At 70.2% G+C, this 16,215-nt stretch carries 15 protein-coding genes; 12 read left to right on the top strand and 3 right to left on the bottom strand.

Going from position 1 to position 16,215, the window contains the following annotated elements:
* Positions 1 to 19 precede the first annotated feature (19 nt).
* From ureG to ACFY32_RS28430, 4 genes are all read left to right on the top strand, one after another.
* The gene (gene ureG, locus ACFY32_RS28445) at positions 20 to 640 is read left to right on the top strand and encodes an urease accessory protein UreG (protein WP_390675681.1); all 621 of its coding nucleotides are present in this window, start codon (positions 20 to 22) and stop codon (positions 638 to 640) included.
* 1 nt (position 641) lies between these two features.
* On the top strand, positions 642 to 1,583 hold the full coding sequence (locus ACFY32_RS28440; RefSeq protein WP_390675679.1) for an urease accessory protein UreD: 942 nt from the start codon (positions 642 to 644) through the stop codon (positions 1,581 to 1,583).
* A 35-nt stretch (positions 1,584 to 1,618) separates the two neighbouring features.
* Positions 1,619 to 2,968 carry an ammonium transporter gene (locus ACFY32_RS28435; protein WP_390675678.1) on the top strand — a complete coding sequence of 450 codons (1,350 nt, stop codon included), beginning with the start codon at positions 1,619 to 1,621 and terminating at the stop codon, positions 2,966 to 2,968.
* A 156-nt stretch (positions 2,969 to 3,124) separates the two neighbouring features.
* Positions 3,125 to 4,927 (top strand): chitinase, encoded by a 1,803-nt coding sequence (locus ACFY32_RS28430; RefSeq protein ID WP_390675676.1) that lies wholly within the window; start codon positions 3,125 to 3,127, stop codon positions 4,925 to 4,927.
* A gap of 69 nt (positions 4,928 to 4,996) precedes the next feature.
* On the opposite strand, the gene ACFY32_RS28425 is transcribed toward ACFY32_RS28430, so the two are convergent.
* Together ACFY32_RS28425 and ACFY32_RS28420 are read right to left on the bottom strand one after the other, a co-directional pair.
* Complete coding sequence (locus ACFY32_RS28425; RefSeq protein WP_390675675.1) at positions 4,997 to 5,161, bottom strand: hypothetical protein; 165 nt, start codon at positions 5,159 to 5,161, stop codon at positions 4,997 to 4,999.
* Positions 5,162 to 5,547: 386 nt separating this feature from the next.
* A complete protein-coding gene (locus ACFY32_RS28420) occupies positions 5,548 to 5,946 on the bottom strand; it encodes an AQJ64_40280 family protein (protein WP_390675674.1) in 399 nt (132 codons plus the stop codon).
* A 345-nt stretch (positions 5,947 to 6,291) separates the two neighbouring features.
* Between ACFY32_RS28420 and ACFY32_RS28415 the strand changes: the two genes are divergently transcribed.
* The 8 genes from ACFY32_RS28415 to ACFY32_RS28380 all read left to right on the top strand — a co-directional run bounded on the left by ACFY32_RS28415 (position 6,292) and on the right by ACFY32_RS28380 (position 15,211).
* Positions 6,292 to 9,057, top strand: coding sequence for a hypothetical protein (locus ACFY32_RS28415; protein ID WP_390675673.1), 2,766 nt, complete (start codon positions 6,292 to 6,294; stop codon positions 9,055 to 9,057).
* A gap of 282 nt (positions 9,058 to 9,339) precedes the next feature.
* A complete protein-coding gene (locus ACFY32_RS28410) occupies positions 9,340 to 9,900 on the top strand; it encodes a DUF6417 family protein (RefSeq protein WP_390675671.1) in 561 nt (186 codons plus the stop codon).
* 23 nt (positions 9,901 to 9,923) lie between these two features.
* A complete protein-coding gene (locus ACFY32_RS28405; RefSeq protein WP_390675670.1) occupies positions 9,924 to 10,154 on the top strand; it encodes a hypothetical protein in 231 nt (76 codons plus the stop codon).
* Positions 10,155 to 10,459: 305 nt separating this feature from the next.
* Positions 10,460 to 10,966, top strand: a complete 507-nt coding sequence (locus ACFY32_RS28400; protein ID WP_390675668.1) for a DUF6232 family protein — start codon at positions 10,460 to 10,462, stop codon at positions 10,964 to 10,966.
* The gene (locus ACFY32_RS28395) at positions 10,963 to 11,313 is read left to right on the top strand and encodes a hypothetical protein (RefSeq protein WP_390675667.1); all 351 of its coding nucleotides are present in this window, start codon (positions 10,963 to 10,965) and stop codon (positions 11,311 to 11,313) included. The genes ACFY32_RS28400 and ACFY32_RS28395 overlap by 4 nt, the downstream gene beginning before the upstream one ends.
* 605 nt (positions 11,314 to 11,918) lie before the next feature.
* Complete coding sequence (locus ACFY32_RS28390) at positions 11,919 to 13,220, top strand: helix-turn-helix domain-containing protein (RefSeq protein WP_390675665.1); 1,302 nt, start codon at positions 11,919 to 11,921, stop codon at positions 13,218 to 13,220.
* A gap of 133 nt (positions 13,221 to 13,353) precedes the next feature.
* A complete protein-coding gene (locus tag ACFY32_RS28385) occupies positions 13,354 to 13,839 on the top strand; it encodes a hypothetical protein (RefSeq protein ID WP_390675664.1) in 486 nt (161 codons plus the stop codon).
* A 400-nt stretch (positions 13,840 to 14,239) separates the two neighbouring features.
* On the top strand, positions 14,240 to 15,211 hold the full coding sequence (locus tag ACFY32_RS28380) for a glycosyl hydrolase (RefSeq protein ID WP_390675663.1): 972 nt from the start codon (positions 14,240 to 14,242) through the stop codon (positions 15,209 to 15,211).
* 54 nt (positions 15,212 to 15,265) lie between these two features.
* On the opposite strand, the gene ACFY32_RS28375 is transcribed toward ACFY32_RS28380, so the two are convergent.
* Complete coding sequence (locus tag ACFY32_RS28375) at positions 15,266 to 16,174, bottom strand: NmrA/HSCARG family protein (RefSeq protein WP_390675662.1); 909 nt, start codon at positions 16,172 to 16,174, stop codon at positions 15,266 to 15,268.
* Positions 16,175 to 16,215 lie beyond the last annotated feature (41 nt).

Genomic DNA, 16,215 nt, shown 5'->3' with positions numbered 1-16,215 from the left:
GAGGAAGTACCACCCCACCATGCGAGACAACGTGCTGCGCGTCGGCATCGGAGGCCCCGTCGGCTCGGGCAAGACCGCCCTGATCGAGGCACTGGTTCCCGTCCTGATCGAACAGGGCAGGCGGCCCGCCGTGATCACCAACGACATCTACACCCAGGAGGACGCCCAGCACGTACGCCGCACCCTCCGAGGCGTCCTCGACGGCGACCGCGTCGTGGGCGTCGAAACCGGGGCCTGTCCCCACACCGCCGTCCGCGACGATCCCACCATGAACCTGGCGGCCGGCGCCGAGATGCTCGAACGCCACCCCGATGTCGACGTCCTCCTCTACGAGAGCGGCGGCGACAACCTCACCCTCACCTTCAGCCCGGCCCTGGTCGACCTCTTCGTCTTCGTGCTGGACACCGCCGAGGGGGAGAAGATGCCGCGCAAGCGAGGCCCAGGCATCACCGACTCCGACCTGCTGGTCATCAACAAGGTGGACATCGCCCCCTACGTACGGACCGACCTCGCCGTCATGGAGGCCGACGCCCACCGGGTGCGCGGTGACGGACCGGTCATCCTCACCGACTGCCTGACCGGCCAGGGCGTCGACGAGGTCGCCGCCTTCCTCGAAGCCGGGCACCGGGTCCTGGCCTGACATGACGGCGACCGACGACCGGCTCGCGCCGGAACACTACGAACCGGTCCGCCTCCCGCCGGAGACGGCCGCGTACTCCTCGGCGCCCAGGACACTGGGGCCGGGCTCGCCCGCCAAGGTCGGCGTCCTCGACCTGGCGTACGCACTGCGCGGGGAACGGACCGAGCTGGTCGCCCGGTACCAGAAGTCGCCGCTGCAGATCATGCGCCCCCTCTACGTGGACCCGGCGATGCCCGGCATGGCGTTCACCTACGTGATGGCCACCGGGGGAGGCATCGCCCAGGCCGACCGCTACCGCCAGGACCTGCGGTGCGCCCCGGGCACCCAGGCCCTCTTCACCACCCAGGCGGCCACCAAGGTCTACCGGATGGAGGACGACTACGCGACACAACGCGTCCACCTCACCGCCGAGGAGGGCGCCTACGTCGAATACGTGCCCGACCCCGTCATCCCCTTCCGCGGTGCCCGCTTCCACCAGAGCGTCGAACTGACGGTGCACGCGGACGCCACCGTGGTCTACGCGGAGACCATCACGGCCGGGCGCCTGGCACGCGGCGAACGCCACGACTACACGGTGCTGACCAACGACCTGGAAGTGCGCCGCCCCGACGGCACGCCGCTCGCCGTGGACACCCTGCGGCTGCGGCCCGGACAGCCGGGCGGGGTGACCGGCCCCGGGGTCTTCGCCGGACACGACCACGTCGCGACGCTGTACGTCATCAGCTCCGCACGCCCCGCCGCGGACATCGCCGACGCCCTCCACCGGTCCATGAACGGCCTGCCGGTACTCCACGGCGCGAGCGTGCTGCCGGGCGACTGCGGCGCCTGGACCCGGATTCTCGGCCGGGAACAGCCCCGGATCGCCGAGGCCGTCCGGGCCGGCTGGGACGCCGCCCGACGGCTGCTCACCGGCCACCCGGCCCCCGACCTGCGCAAACCGTGACGGCTGCCCCGCCGAGTGCTGAGGAGACCACGCTCATGACCGACACTCTCGCCGTCGCCGTGCCGTCGGCGTACGACTCGGGCGACACCGCCTGGATGCTGGCCGCATCTGCCATGGTGCTGCTGATGACGCCCGCCCTGGCCTTCTTCTACGGCGGCATGGTGCGCACCCGGCACATCCTCGTCATGCTCAAGATGAGCTTCGCCTCGCTGTGCTTCGTCACCATCGCCTGGTACCTGATCGGCTACAGCCTCGCCTTCGGCCCCGACGTCGGCGGAGCGGGTCTCATCGGGAACCTGGACCACGCCTTCCTGCGCGGCATCGGGCCGGAAACCCTCACGGACTCCTTCCCCACGTACATCTACGCCACCTTCCAGATGGGTTTCGCCATCGTCACGGTGGCGCTCATCAGCGGCTCCATCGCCGGCCGGGCCTCCATGCGGGGCTGGCTGGTGTTCTCCGTGCTCTGGCTGCTGATCGTGTACGTGCCCATCGCACACTGGGTCTTCGACACGGAGCACGGGTGGATCTCGGCCCACCTGGGCGCCCTGGACTTCGCCGGCGGCCTGCCCGTGGAACTCAATTCCGGCATCGCCGGGCTCGCCGCCGCCCTGGTCATCCGCGGGCCCGCCGACTTCCGCCGCAAGGAACCCCGCCCGAGCAACATCCCGCTGGTCATGATCGGCGTGGCGCTCCTGTGGTTCGGCTGGCTGGCCTTCAACGCCGGCTCGGCGCTCCGTGACACCGGCACCGCCGCCACCGCCTTCCTCAACACCCAGCTCGCGGCGGCGGGCGCGATGGTCACCTGGCCGCTGGTGGAGTACGCGCGGACCCGGAAGGTCACCATGATGGGCGTCGGCTCCTCCGCGGTCGCGGGCATGGTCGCCATCACCCCCGCCTGCGGCGAGATCGACCCCACCGGCGCGCTCATCACCGGCCTGGTGACCGGCGCGTTCTGCGCCTGGGCAATCACCCTCAAGTACCGCCTCGGCGTGGACGACACGCTCGACGTGGTCGGCGTCCACGGAGCGGGCGGGTTCGTCGGACTGCTGATGGTCGGTCTTTTCGCCGCCCGCGACGTCAGCGGCAAGGAAGGGCTCTTCTACGGCGGCGGACTTTCCCTGCTGGGGAAGCAGATCGTCGCCATCCTCGCCGTCGCCGCCTTCTCCTTCGTTCTCACCTGGCTCATCGCGAAGGCCGTCGACAGGACGGTCGGATTCGCCGAGAAGGAGGACTACGCCGCCGTGCCGGGCGAGGACGAGGAACGCGCCTACGACCTTCGGACCGCCACCCGCGTCGACGCCCTCACCGGCGAAGGCCGGGGCCTCGACAAGAAGTCCCTGGAGCAGATCCAGAAGCTCCTGGCAGCGCACCGCGACCGCTGATTCCCCCCGGTCCCCGCCTTCCGCAAGGGGTGCCGGCGGACCCGCTGGAACGGCCGGCCGACTCGTCGGGTCCCGTACAGAGGTCTTGACCACTTGATTGGTCTGGACCATGCTGTGGCGCGCTCCACTCCGATCCCCCAACTCCCGGAGGCAGTCGTGGACCGCGCCAGACCTCTCACCCTGCTGCTGGTGGGCGCGCTCGCCGTCGGCGGGCTCACCGCGCTCGCTCCGGCCGCCCAGGCCGCCGACTCCGAGCTTGCCCGCAACGGCGGCTTCGAGGCCGGCCTGGACGGGTGGAGCTGTACGGCGGGCAGCGGTGCCGCCGTCACCACCCCCGTGCGCAGCGGCACGAAGGCGCTGCAGGCCACGCCGGCCGGCAGCGACAACGCCAAGTGCTCCCAGACCGTCACCGTGAAGCCGAACTCAACCTACGCGCTGAGCGGCTGGGTCCGCGGCAGCTACGTGTACCTCGGCGTCACCGGCACCGGCACCACCGACGCGTACGACTGGACCCAGTCCGCCCCGAACTGGCAAAAGCTCGCCAAGACCTTCACCACCGGCGCGAACACCACCTCGGTCACGATCTACACCCACGGCTGGTACGGCACCCCCGCCTACCAGGCCGACGACCTCTCCCTCCTGGGACCCGGCGGCGACCCGGTCCAGATCCCCGCCGCCCCGACGGGCCTCACCGCCGGCACCCCGACCGCCACCTCGGTGCCGCTGAGCTGGCCCGCCGTCGCGGGAGCCACCTCGTACAAGATCTACCGGGGCGGGAGTCCGATCGGCACCGCGACCGGCACCTCGTACACCGCCACCGGTCTCAGCCCGAGCACCGCGTACTCTTTCCAGGTCTCGGCGGTCAACAGCGCGGGCGAGTCCGCGAAGTCCGCGGCCGTCACCGCCACCACGGCCTCCGGAGGCGGCGGGGAAGGCGGCGGGCTACCCGCCCGTGCCCTCGTCGGCTACCTCCACGCCAGCTTCGCCAACGGCTCCGGCTACACCCGCATGGCCGACGTACCCGACTCCTGGGACGTCATCAACCTCGCCTTCGGCGAGCCGACCTCGGTGACCTCGGGCGACATCCGCTTCAATCTCTGCCCGGCCACCGAGTGCCCCGGCGTCGAGTCACCCGCCGAGTTCAAGGCCGCCATCAAGGCCAAGCAGGCCGCCGGCAAGAAGGTCCTCATCTCCATCGGCGGCCAGAACGGGCAGGTCCAGCTCGCCACCCCGGCCGCCCGCGACACCTTCGTCTCCTCCGTCTCGAAGATCATCGACGAGTACGGGCTCGACGGCCTCGACATCGACTTCGAGGGCCACTCGCTCTCGCTCCAGACCGGCGACACCGACTTCCGCAACCCCACCACTCCGGTCGTCGTCAACCTCATCCAGGCGGTCAAGACCCTCAAGGCGAAGTACGGCTCGAAGTTCGTCCTGACGATGGCCCCGGAGACCTTCTTCGTCCAGCTCGGCTACCAGTTCTACGGCTCCGGTCCCTGGGGCGGCCAGGACCCGCGCGCCGGCGCCTACCTGCCGGTCATCCACGCGCTGCGCGACGACCTCACCCTGCTGCACGTCCAGGACTACAACTCCGGCTCCATCATGGGCCTGGACAACCAGTACCACTCGATGGGCAGCGCCGACTTCCACATCGCCATGACCGACATGCTGCTCACCGGCTTCCCGGTCGCCGGCAACGCCGAGCGCTTCTTCCCGGGCCTCCGCCCCTACCAGGTGGCCATCGGCCTCCCCGCCTCCACCCAGGCGGGCAACGGTCACACCAGCCCCGCCGAGGTGAACAAGGCCCTGGACTGCCTCACCAAGAAGCAGAACTGCGGCTCCTACCAGACCCACGGAACCTGGTCGTCCCTGCGCGGCCTGATGACCTGGTCGATCAACTGGGACCGCTTCAACAAGTGGGAGTTCAGCCGCAACTTCGACGCCTACACCTGGAACTGACGTCCGCCCCGCGAGGTGACGGCTCGGCCCGTCACCTCGCGGAACATCCGCAGGTCACGGCCGAGGGGGTCAGGCAGTCGGACGGCCGGTGATGCCCGGCAGGACCGTCGTCCTGATCCGGCGGTAGGTCCTGAAGCCGTACGCGGTCAGCGCGGCCCAGATGACGGTACTGAGCAGGGGCCACCACAAGTCCTGGCCCTGGTCGCCCTGGACGAGATTGACGACCCAGTTCACCGCCCAACTGACCGCGAGAACAAGCGCTGCCCACCTGGCCCACCGCCACATCCGCATCGTTCCTCGGGCACGGGCTTCCTGTGAGTTCTGATCATCCTGTCGATGTCGTGTGCCATCCATACCTACCCGCCTACCCCCTGTCCGCTCCTTGCCTCCCGGCGCGTCGGAGAGGGCCGAAAACGGACGGTCCCGCCACGGCAGGACACGAGGGCTTGCGGTGGGGTCGGTATTCGTCGACCACCGTCCCCGGCGCCGGCCGAGGCAGCCGCGCGGCAGTACGCCGGGCCGTCCTGGTTCGCGGATCGGGCGACCGGCGGCCGCCTACGCCCATCTGGCGGCCGGCACCGAGGACCGCGGCGCACCGGTCGCCTCGCGCAGGCGGATGCTCAACCCGGCCGGCTCCCACCAGTGGCTTCGCGAACTCGTCGGAGGGCTGCGCCCGCTTCCGGGCCGCCTGCCACACGCACCGTCAGCCCCGGCAGGAACGGCAGCGCCGCCCAGTGGGTGACGTGGTCCTGACTCGGTCCTCCCGGGGGGTAGCGGATGATGCCGTCGGAGTCCACGAAACAGTCGTGGTAGTGGCTGTCGTCCTCGGACTGGTGCTGGAAGGTCATGGGGATGTACAGGCCGTGGAAGACCATGGGTCTGACCAGCCAGTAGTCCTCGCCTGCGACGGAACGGTCATGGAAGTCGTGCGGCCAGGTGCCGAACATCGCCGCCGCGACGGGTTCCCCGGGCCGAGGCAGCCTCTCGCGCGTATCGACCCATTCCACATTCACCTGCATGTTCAACGTTCCTCCCGGACGCCGGGTTCCTGACTGTCGCGTACTGCTGTTCCGCTCAGGCGCGTCGATCGGGAAGAGACCCGGTCACGCTCGTCTTCGTCAGACGTCTCGAAAGCCGGCGCGGTTGCCTGTCGGGCCAGTGATGAAGCGCCGGGGCCTGGAAATCGGCGTGTTCCGCGACGACGTGCCGCAGCGCGATCGGACGTCGGGCTCGATCGCGTCTCTCGTCCGCTGCCGGCGCCTCCTCACGGACAACCCACAGCCGCCCTTCCCCCGTCCTACGTGACGCGAGGGGCGCCCGAGACCGACGGGACGTCTGCGCACGGTGGTTTGAGGAGAGGACCATTGATCCGTGCCCGAATATGTGTGACCGCCGTGGCGGTGCTGGCGGCCCTGGCGGGCTCGCCCGGACCGGCACAGGCCGAACAGCCGTACCCGCCGCTTCCGTCGAGCACCGCGGACGCCGATCCGCTTCCGCCGGGGTGGCGGATCGACGGGGAGGGCGGTGCGCGTGAGCTGGTCTGGCGTACGCCGGAAGCCGTGCCCATGGGGGATGCGCGAGTCGAGTTCCGCGCCGGGGACCGGCTGCTCGGGGCGCCGAAGCCGACGAGGGACGGGAAGACCTTCCGGCTCGCCCTCGGCGGGACGCCGCCCGCACAACTGAACGACCTGCAAGTGACCGCTGCGGGGCGCCGACTGGACGCGCCGGCCGACGACTCGCCCGGGTCCGGCTCGCACGTGGCACGGATGCCCACGCGGGCGCCGGCGAACGGCGTCGATCCGGGCCTACCCGGCTCGTACCGCACGGTCACCGGGAAGTACGACCTCGACCCGGTGCGCCTGCCCGGGTTCGGCACTCCGGTGGAGATGACCGCCGAGGTGGTGGCGCCGAAGGGTGCCACCGGCAGCCGGCCGCTCGCGCTGTTCCTGCACGGCCGCCACGGCACCTGCTACAAGCCCGGCTCCGAGGACGACGTGACCGGCGACTGGCCCTGTGCGGACGGCTACCGGCCGATCCCGAGTCACCTGGGCTACCTGCGCGACCAGCTACTGCTGGCCTCGCAGGGCTATGTGACGGTGTCGATCTCGGCGAACGGCATCAACGCCCAGGACTGGGAGGCCGAGGACGCCGGCGCGCAGGCGCGTTCCACGCTGGTACGCGAGCACCTCGCCCGCTGGGCCGACTGGAGCGCCCACCGCTCCGCCGCCCCGGCCGTCGTACGCAAGGCGGCGCGAGCGGACCTCTCCCGTGTCCTGCTCGTCGGCCACTCACGCGGTGGCGAGGGCGTCAACCGGGCCGCCATGGACAGCCTCTACCCGCCGCCGGCCGCCGAGGACGGCCACCGGAGCCCGGTGCGCTGGAAGATACGCGGGACCGTGCTCATCGGGCCGACGGTCTTCGGCCAGAACCCGGTCGCCGACGTTCCGTCCGTGACGCTGCTGCCGGGCTGCGACGGCGATGTGTCGGACCTCCAGGGCGAGAACTACGTCGACGGAACGCGCGGGATCAGCCGGGGCACGGCCCTGCACAGCGCGCTCTACATGGTCGGCGCCAACCACAACTACTTCAACAGCGAGTGGACTCCGGGTGAGGCCGTCGCACCGGCCGCGGACGATTTCGGGACCGACCCGGACCAGCCGGACCCGGTGTGCACGCCGGGTGCCGCGACCCGGCTGACCGCCGCCCAGCAGCACAAGGCGGGCGCCACGTACATCGCCGCCGCGGCCCGGCTCTTCCTCGCCGGCGACGATCGGGTACGTCCGCTGCTCGACGGTTCCGGCAAGCGGGCCCCGTCCGCGGACCCGGCCCGGGTGCTGACCCACGCGGTCGGCGGGCGCCGCGGCGGTGGTTTCCTGCCGGACGGCGGGGCCAAGGTGACCGGCGCCCGGCTGTGTTCGGCGATCGACCCCGACCCGGCAGTGGCCTGTCTGGACCCGCAGGTCCCCGGGTCGTCACCGCACTTCGCGTGGTGGGAGACGGAACAGGAGACGGGCCGCAGCGCGGTGGACCTGAAGTGGTCCGCGCCGGGCACTGCCGCACGCATCACCCCGGCCGAGCCGCTCTCGCTGCGCGCCTCCCGGAGCCTCGCGCTCCGGGTCTTCGTACCGCCGAACACCACCGGCACGAAGTTCGACGTGTCCGTCACCGACTCCTCCCACCGCAGGGTGACACTGGGCTCGGTCCGGGTGGACGGACTCCCGGGTTCCGCGAACACCGCCTCCTACTGGGCTCAGGAGCTGCGCCTCCCGCTGTCGGCCGCGACCCGGGCCGGGCTCGATCTCAGGCATGTCAGGTCCCTTGAGCTGACGCCTCGTTCGCGGTCCGGGCGGGTCTGGCTGATGGACGCCTGGGGCTGGGCACCCGGCACTCCGGCGGTGAAGGCGGCCGCACTGCCGCGTGTCGACGTCGGCCGCACGATCGTCAAGGAGGGCGACTCGGGCACACGCACCTACCGGGTCCCGGTCAAGATCTCCGGGCACGGCAGCGGGCAGGTCCGCGTGTACGTCCTCGACCCGGACAGCGGCCGGGCCGAGAACCGCCTCGTGACCGTGCGGCCCGGCAGCGACGTGATCGACGTGCCCGTCGAGGTGAAGGGCGACACGGTCTACGGTTACGGCACGGCGTACGACATCGCCGTCAAGGCCGTCCGCGACGCCGTCGTCGGCAAGCACCGCGGTGGGCTCACCGTCGAGGACGACGACCCCGAACCGGTGTTCACCCTGTCGCCGGTCACGGACCGGGTGACCGAGGGAGGGACGCTGACCTGGCGGCTGTCCGTGGATGCGCCCACGGCGGTGAACCTCTGGCAGCCGGTGCGGGTGCTTCCGGTCGCCGAGGGCGCCGAGCTGTCCACCAGGGACGTGGACCCGCAGTGGCTCATGGACGGGTCCGGTGACATGCCCGACCCCGAGCGGCCACTGTCCGGCGCGAGCCTGTGGGTGTGGCTGCACATCCCGCCCGGAGACACCGGCGCGGACTTCGTCGTGCCGACCGTACGGGACCAGGTGGCCGAGCCGGCCGAGTCGATGCGCCTCGCGCTGACCGACGACGACGCCGAGCCGCTGCCCGACGCGCCGGTGCTGACGGGAACGGTGCTCGACGAACCGTAAGCACGAGGTACGAGGGATCGTGAGCACCCTCTTGCGCGGGGTCCGGCCCGTCCGGGCCCCGCGCCTCACCCGGGATACGCCGGCGCGCCGGCACCGGCCGGCCGTCCCATCTTCCGCTTCGTGTCCGCTCGGCGGCATGAACCCTCTACCGTCGTGTGTGACGTCCGGCGAGTGAGGGTGATGATGAGCGCGCGGCAGACACGGCTGGAGGCTCTGCGCAGTCTGCGTGAGCGGGAGACCGGCTCACGGTACGGCTGGGCGCTGGACACTGACGGTGATGCCGTGACGTCCCGAGGGAAGCGGTCCGTGCAGGACCTGGTGGGCGAGGGTCTGGCCGAACTCGCGGACCGCGAGGTCCGCGCGGAACTGTCCGCCCGTGAGGGGCGGGCAGTGGTGTGGGCCGCCCGCCTGACCGGGCACGGCCACGACGTCCTGGCCTACCACCAGGCGAGCCCCGCGCCCGCCCCGCACACCTCGCCCCCCGCCGGCGAACAGGCCGTGGAGCTGCGTCCGGCGCAGATGGACGCCCTGCGGCTGTACGTGAACCCGGGACCGGCCTGGAGCGTGCCGCCGGCCGAGGGTCTCGCCGAGCGGGTACGCACCGCTCTCTTCGACCGGTCCGGCAACCGCTGGCGGCTGTATCTGACCCGGGAACAGATGGAGTCCGCCGCCTACGCCTTCCACCTGCGCGCCCTCACCGGCTCCGTGGCCGAGGCCAACCGCTTCGCCCGTGAGTACGACATCGCCTACCGAACCGACCCCGCCACCGGCCGCCCCTCAGCCGTGACCATGCCCTGGGGTTCCCCTTCCGCGGCGGCCTCGCTCCCCGGCTCTCCTCGCTGACGACGGTCGTCGTCGCGGGCGAGGTGTGTCCACCCGCACTGGCCGAGGCGCACGGCGCCGCGCTGCCGGGGACGCGGCTGTACAACGAGTGCGGGCCCACGGAGTGCACGGTCTGGTGCACGGTGCACTCCTGCGCCCCCGAGGACGCCCGCGCCCTGCCCACCCGGCTCGTCACGCTGCCCGCCCTGCCCCGACTGCCGAACGGCAAGATCGACCATACGGCGCTGGACCGGCGTACCGTGGAAGGCGGCTGAGGGGCACACCGAGGTTCCGGCAGCATCACGCGCGACGGCAACACCGAGCCGGCCGAGGTGACGACCACGACGTGCGGGACACGGCCAGTACGGAAGCAAGGCAGATTGGCCGTATCTCGTCTGCCGCCCCACGGCGCCACACCGGCTTACTGATGCTCCCGCGCCACGCACCGCGCGGGTGGTTGTGACGACAGTGCGGGGGACGAACCATGGAACACACAGGCGGCAAAGGCGTACCTCCTCCCGGTCCCCCGCCGCAGCTTCCGCCCCGGTCCCGGGCTCAGCCGTCTCCTCGGATACCGCCGATGCCGCTGCCTCCCCGCACCGGAAAGCCGCTGCAACTCAAGGTCGAGCGGCAGATCCTGTGGGTGGGGCCGGCGGCGGTCCCGTTGCGCAACATCAGCTGGGTCGAAGTGTTCAGACCGAAACTCGCCTGGGGCAAGGCCGGCCTCTACTTCCTGCTGCTGGCGGCGATCGCCTTCCTGGTCTCCGCCCGGCTCGACTCCACGGGCGGGGGCAGCGGCTCCGCCCCGGCCTTCCTGACCTTGTTGACCCTGGCCGCCATTGTGTGCACGGTCCTGCTCTGGTCGAGGAAGCCGGTGCTGGTCGTCGAGCTGAACAGCGGTTCCAGGGTGGTCCTGACCCTTCCGGCCATGAATGAACTGCGGGCCGTCGGCGGGCAGATCGTGTACGCGATCGACCACCCGGAATACGAGTTCACCGCCGTCCTGGAGCAGCACAACACCACGAACAACTTCGGCTCCGTCGTCAACATGAACGGCGGCAGGGGGAACACGGGGATCAAACTATGAGCGACACGTCGAACTACTACGGAGACGTCGTCAACGTGAACGACGGCGAGAACGTCATCGGCATCAACCACGGCTTCGTCGTCCACAACGACGGCACCGCACAGGACGCCGAACTCCGGGCCGCCGTGACGGACCTCACCCGCCTCCTCAACAGCCTGCGCCCGCAACTCACCCCCGAACAGGCCCGGACCGTGGACGACGCGCTGCCCGCGCTGACTCCCGACCGGGCCGCCCTGCGCGAGCGCGGCATGATCCTCGCATCCGTCGCCCAGATCGCGGCGACCGTGGGCGAGGTGGGCAGACCCGTCGTAGAAGCACTCGGCCGGCTGCTCGCGCTGCTGAGCTGACGGCCGCGCCTCGGACGGGTATCCAGTCGCACTCAAGGTGCGATCACAAATGAGACGTGTTCAGTCGAATGACGCATGAAAAGCGGAAGAGTCGGCTCTGAAGCGGGCCGACTCTTCCGTTTGCCGTCTCGCGCGCCAACGCGTCGGGCTCATATTCCCTGATCGGTCATGGTTGGAGCCAAAGAACCAGGGCACCGCCACCCACTCGGCGGCGGCAGGGCGATTTTCGGCTTCGGCCGGGCGGTGCGGCAACCAGTGCGGAGCAGAAGTTAGTTAAACCGCGGGCACGGGCCAACACCTCTGCTCCGCTGAGGGTGGATTTGCAGGCCAGGCGGTTCATTCAGGTTGTCCCACCCGAATGCCGCCATTTTTGCCGCTGAGACGACCGTGAAGCAACCGCCGCTACTTCCTGCGAGGCGGTCCGATCGGGTGGCAGGATGCCTCCCGCCTGTCCGGAAGCGCCAACTCCCGGGCGGACAAGGCAAGTTGGAGCCAAGACCAGTGAGGGCCCGGCCGAGGGTGGGCCGGGCCGAGGCGGCAGGTCTCCTGCCGCAGTAAGGAACACGAAATCCATGGGACGTCCAGAAAAGCAGATCCCTGACCCTTTGAGCCCACTCGGCCGACTCGCTGTCGCCCTGCGCAACGGCCGCCGCCACGTCGGCCTCTCCTACGCGGAACTCGCGGAGCGGACGCGTTTCCACAGCCCAGGAACTCTACAGCGGGCCGCCTCGGGCACCACTCTTCCCAAGCTGGAGACCGCACAGGCTTTCGCGCGTGCGTGCGGGCTGGACGCCGATGAGATCACCCGGATGTGGATCGCGGCGTATCGCGGGACCAAGGGCGGCGGCCACAAGAGCGAGACTCCGGCACCGCAGCCCGGCCGCATCAAGGACTTCCCGGGCCTCTGCCGCGCGCTGGAGGAACTACGGCAGGTGAACGGGGCTCCCTCGTTCCAGATCCTGCAGAACCGGGCTCGGGCCGCGGGAGCCGAACTGTCACGCAGCACCGCCTACCGGATCTGCGCCGGCCAGCAGCCCCCTGCCTCCCTCGGGTGCCTGGAGGCTTTCCTCATCGCCTGCGAAGTGCCGCCCCGCGAGCGTACGGTCTGGGCCGAGGCATGGGTCCGGGCTCGGAAGCACGACGCCCAGGCCCGCCAGGACACCGACGCTTCCCTGAACGTCAAGGACGTCGAAGCGGTCATCGCGGGGAACACGCGCGGCGAGGTCACGCAGAAGACCGCCCAGCGTCTGCTGCGCAGGGCCGGCCTGGGAGCCCGGGAGCGCTACCGCCGCTTCGAGACGCCGTGGACGGTCGAGTGCCTGCAGTGCGCCGCCACGTTCCGGATAAGGCTGTCCGACGTCGTCCTGGGCCGGGCCGCCTGCCCGGACTGTCCGCGGCTCAACGACCATGTGCGGGAGGCCTGGGCGGAACTGCTGGCCAACCGCACCGGGACGCTCAGCCGTCAGCAGGTCCGCGCGCTGCGGGCCGTCACCGTTCTGCAGGCGCGCCAGCAGGGTGCCCAACTCGACGTCCCGGTGTTCGTGGCCGACCGCCGGACGGGGGCCGTCCTGCGGTCCCCCGCATGGCACCCGGCCCTGGAGGCATGCCTGCGCCGTCACGTCCGGCGGCCCTTCCACCTGGACGTGATCATCGTCTACGACTACGACACCGTCCCCACGCCCCGCAACGGGCAGCGGCAGCGGCGGCTCGCCAAGGCCGCCGGTCTGGTGGACGGCCCCCTGGAGACACCACGGTCCGAGGACGAACCACCTTCCGCGGACCCCACCGCCCCGGCCGCCCCGGTCCCGGTCGTGGCACAGCGTGACACCGTGCCGACGACCCCGCGGTCCGCCGTCCACCCGAGCCAGGACTCCGAACTCCCCTGGGCCAGCAACAGCGGCCCCTGAGACGCTCACCGGCCCGGCACGACCCCGCAGAAACCGCCTCGGCAAGCCCTCCAGACACCACAAGGAAAACCCGATGATGCACTGCTCAGCTCCTCGGCTGACAGACGCCACGTCGTGCCCCAGCACCCACCTGATGCTGAGCAGCGACACTGCTCAGGACACCTTCAGCAGCTCGTGGACGTGGGCAGCGGTCGTCGGCCTGATCACCCTGGCCGTCACGACCTGCTTCTCCATCGACCAGGTGCGCAAGAACCAGCGCGCCAAGGAAGCAAAGCGCTACCAAGCCGACTACGAACTCCTCAACGAGACCATCGTCGTGCTCGACAAGCTGGCCGGCACCGCCGCGCAGAGGACCGATCTCGGCACACTCAACGAGCTGCTCAGCCGTATCAAGCAGGCCGAGCGGCGCTTCCCCTTCCTGCCGTTCGGCGCCGTCGTCGCCCACCTCGACGCCTACAGGAAGGCCGCGCTGCCCGACGACTTCCGCCGGAAGGTCACCGGCAGAAAGGTTCCCTTGGAGCGCGTGCTGGACCTTTCACGCCAGCAAGGCATCGCGATCACGGGGGCTCTTACGGCCATCGGAGAAGTGCAGAGCGAGATCGACCGCCGCACCGCTTGACCGCCCTCCCTCCGGCCGGGCCACCGACACCGCCCCACCGGTCCTACGTCTCCCGGCGGGTGCGGGCGGTGGCTCTGCCGACGCGCTGGAGGCCGCCCATCGGTCCCTTCAGCGCTCGGGCACGGCAGCGCTCGCCGCCGCGGTGAGCGGCGGACAAGGGCTGGGTGGTGGCAGCAGGGCGAACCATTACCCCTTCTCGCGCCGAAGGCAGGACAAGTGGGTAGCTTTTCGGCGGAGTTTAGGGAGGGTTGAGTAAAAAATCGCTGGACGCCCCGCGGGATGCCATCCGAACCATTGACCGACGCCGATGACGGCACCACCGTCATAGCGTCACGTATTCCGTTCCATCACGAGAGCCGGGATGTCCATGAGAAGCATTCGGACGCGCGTCGTCTGGGCCGTGGCCGCCACAGCGGTTGCCGTATCGATCTCCGTAGGGACTGCTACGGAATCCGCGCAGGCATTCCCCCCTACTCCCAAGCAGACCGTGTTGAACTACCTTCGCTCGGTATCCGGGAACCAGATCGTCTCCGGCCAGCACAACAAGGAGCCCGCTTCCGCACCCGGACAGTACACGCAGCAGGTCAAGGACGTGACCGGGCAATATCCCGGTTTGTGGGGCGGCGACCTGATGTTCAGCGCCGCGGACGTGGCGAACCGCCAGCGTGTGATCGACCAGGCGAAGACCGAGTGGGCCAACGGCTCACTGGTCTCCCTCACCTGGCACGTCTGTCCCCCGACCGGGAGCAGCACCTGCGCGTTCGAGGGTGGTGTGAAGTCGAACATCTCGAACGCGCAGTTCTCGCAGATCCTCACCGAGGGCAGCGCCCTGAACAACGCCTGGAAACGACGCCTCGACGAGGTGGTCCCCTACCTCCAGCAACTGAAGAACGCCGGCGTCCCCGTCCTCTTCCGCCCGTTGCACGAGATGAATGAATCGTGGAACTGGTGGGGAAACCGACCCGGATCGACCGGCAGCGCGCGCCTCTACCAGATCACCCGTGACTATCTCTCCGGAAAAGGGTTGGACAATCTGATCTGGGTGTGGAACGTACAGGACAACCCGGCCGGCGGCTGGAGCAACTACTATCCCGGAAACCAGTACGTGGACGTCGTCTCTCTGGATGTCTGGTACAAAAACTACCCCAGTTCCGCCGACTACCAGCAGATACGGAACATCGCGGGCACGAAGCCCATGGCCATCGCGGAAATCGGCAAAATGCCGAACGCCGCGCTGCTGGACAGCCAGAATCAGTGGGCATGGTTCATGATGTGGTCCGAGCATCTGCGCGGTAACAACACCAACGCCGAGATCCAGGCGACATATTTCCACCCCCGTGTCCTCAACCAGGGAGAGGTCAGACTGCCCTGACGCGGACGCCGGGCCGCTGGTGGGACGAGAACAGGGCACAGACGCCGCATGGTGTCAGGTCGCGGCCGGCACGCGGTCCCGTACCCACGAGGCGAAGGAGGTGAGCGGAATGCCCAGTTCCCGCGCGAACTCCGGACGGGCGGGCTGGGGGAACTCGTTGAGCTGGGACTGACCGAACCCCATCGCCGGCATACCGGCGGCCACCGCCTCCTCCTCCGTCATATCGGGCGCCGTCAGCTCCGCGCCCAGGCGACGGGAGAGGGCCGCGGCGATCTCCGTCATGGTCACCCGGTCGCTCGCCAGCTCCAGTTCGACCCCGTGGAACCGCTCCGGCTCGGCGATCGCCGCCGCGGCCGCCGCGCCGATGTCGTCGACGGCGACCAGGGCGAGCACCGTAGCGGGTTTCAGCAGCGTCACCAGACCGCCCTCAACACCGCGCGGGAAGACGATGTGCTCCGAGGGCAGCAGGTTCTCCATGAGGTAGGACGGCTTGAGGATCGTCCAGGACGTGAAGCCCGCCGCGCGCACCCGGTCCTGGATGGCGGCCTTCGCCGTGTAGTACGGCTCCATGGCCGCCCACCGGCCTTCGATGAGGTGGGCGTGCCGCCCGGCGCCGGAGACCGACGTATGGACGAACTGGGGCACTCCCGCCGCGCGGGCGCTGCGGATGAGGTGCTCCGCCTGCGCGACCTCGCCTTCGAAGCCGCGTCCGCCGATGTCGGGCATCTGGACGGAGAAGACGGCGCGAGCCCCTTCGGCGGCCCGGGTCAGCGAGGCGGGGTCGTACAGATCCCCGGTGACCAGCTCGGCGCCGAGCGCCTCGACGGCTCTCGCCCGCTCGCTCGACGCGTCGCGGACCAGGGCCCGGACGGGCACCCCCGACCTGAGCAGAGCACGGGCGGTGGCACCGCCCTGGCGACCGGTAGCGCCGGTGACCAGGACGGGTGCGGGAGATGTGGGCATGGAAGTCCTCCAGAGCAGGGTCACAACTAAACGGCGGGGCC

Source organism: Streptomyces sp. NPDC000134 (assembly GCF_042899225.1).
Taxonomy (GTDB): domain Bacteria; phylum Actinomycetota; class Actinomycetes; order Streptomycetales; family Streptomycetaceae; genus Streptomyces.
The sequence above is the reverse complement of the archived record's forward strand: the minus strand, read 5'-3'. Positions and strand labels throughout refer to the sequence as shown.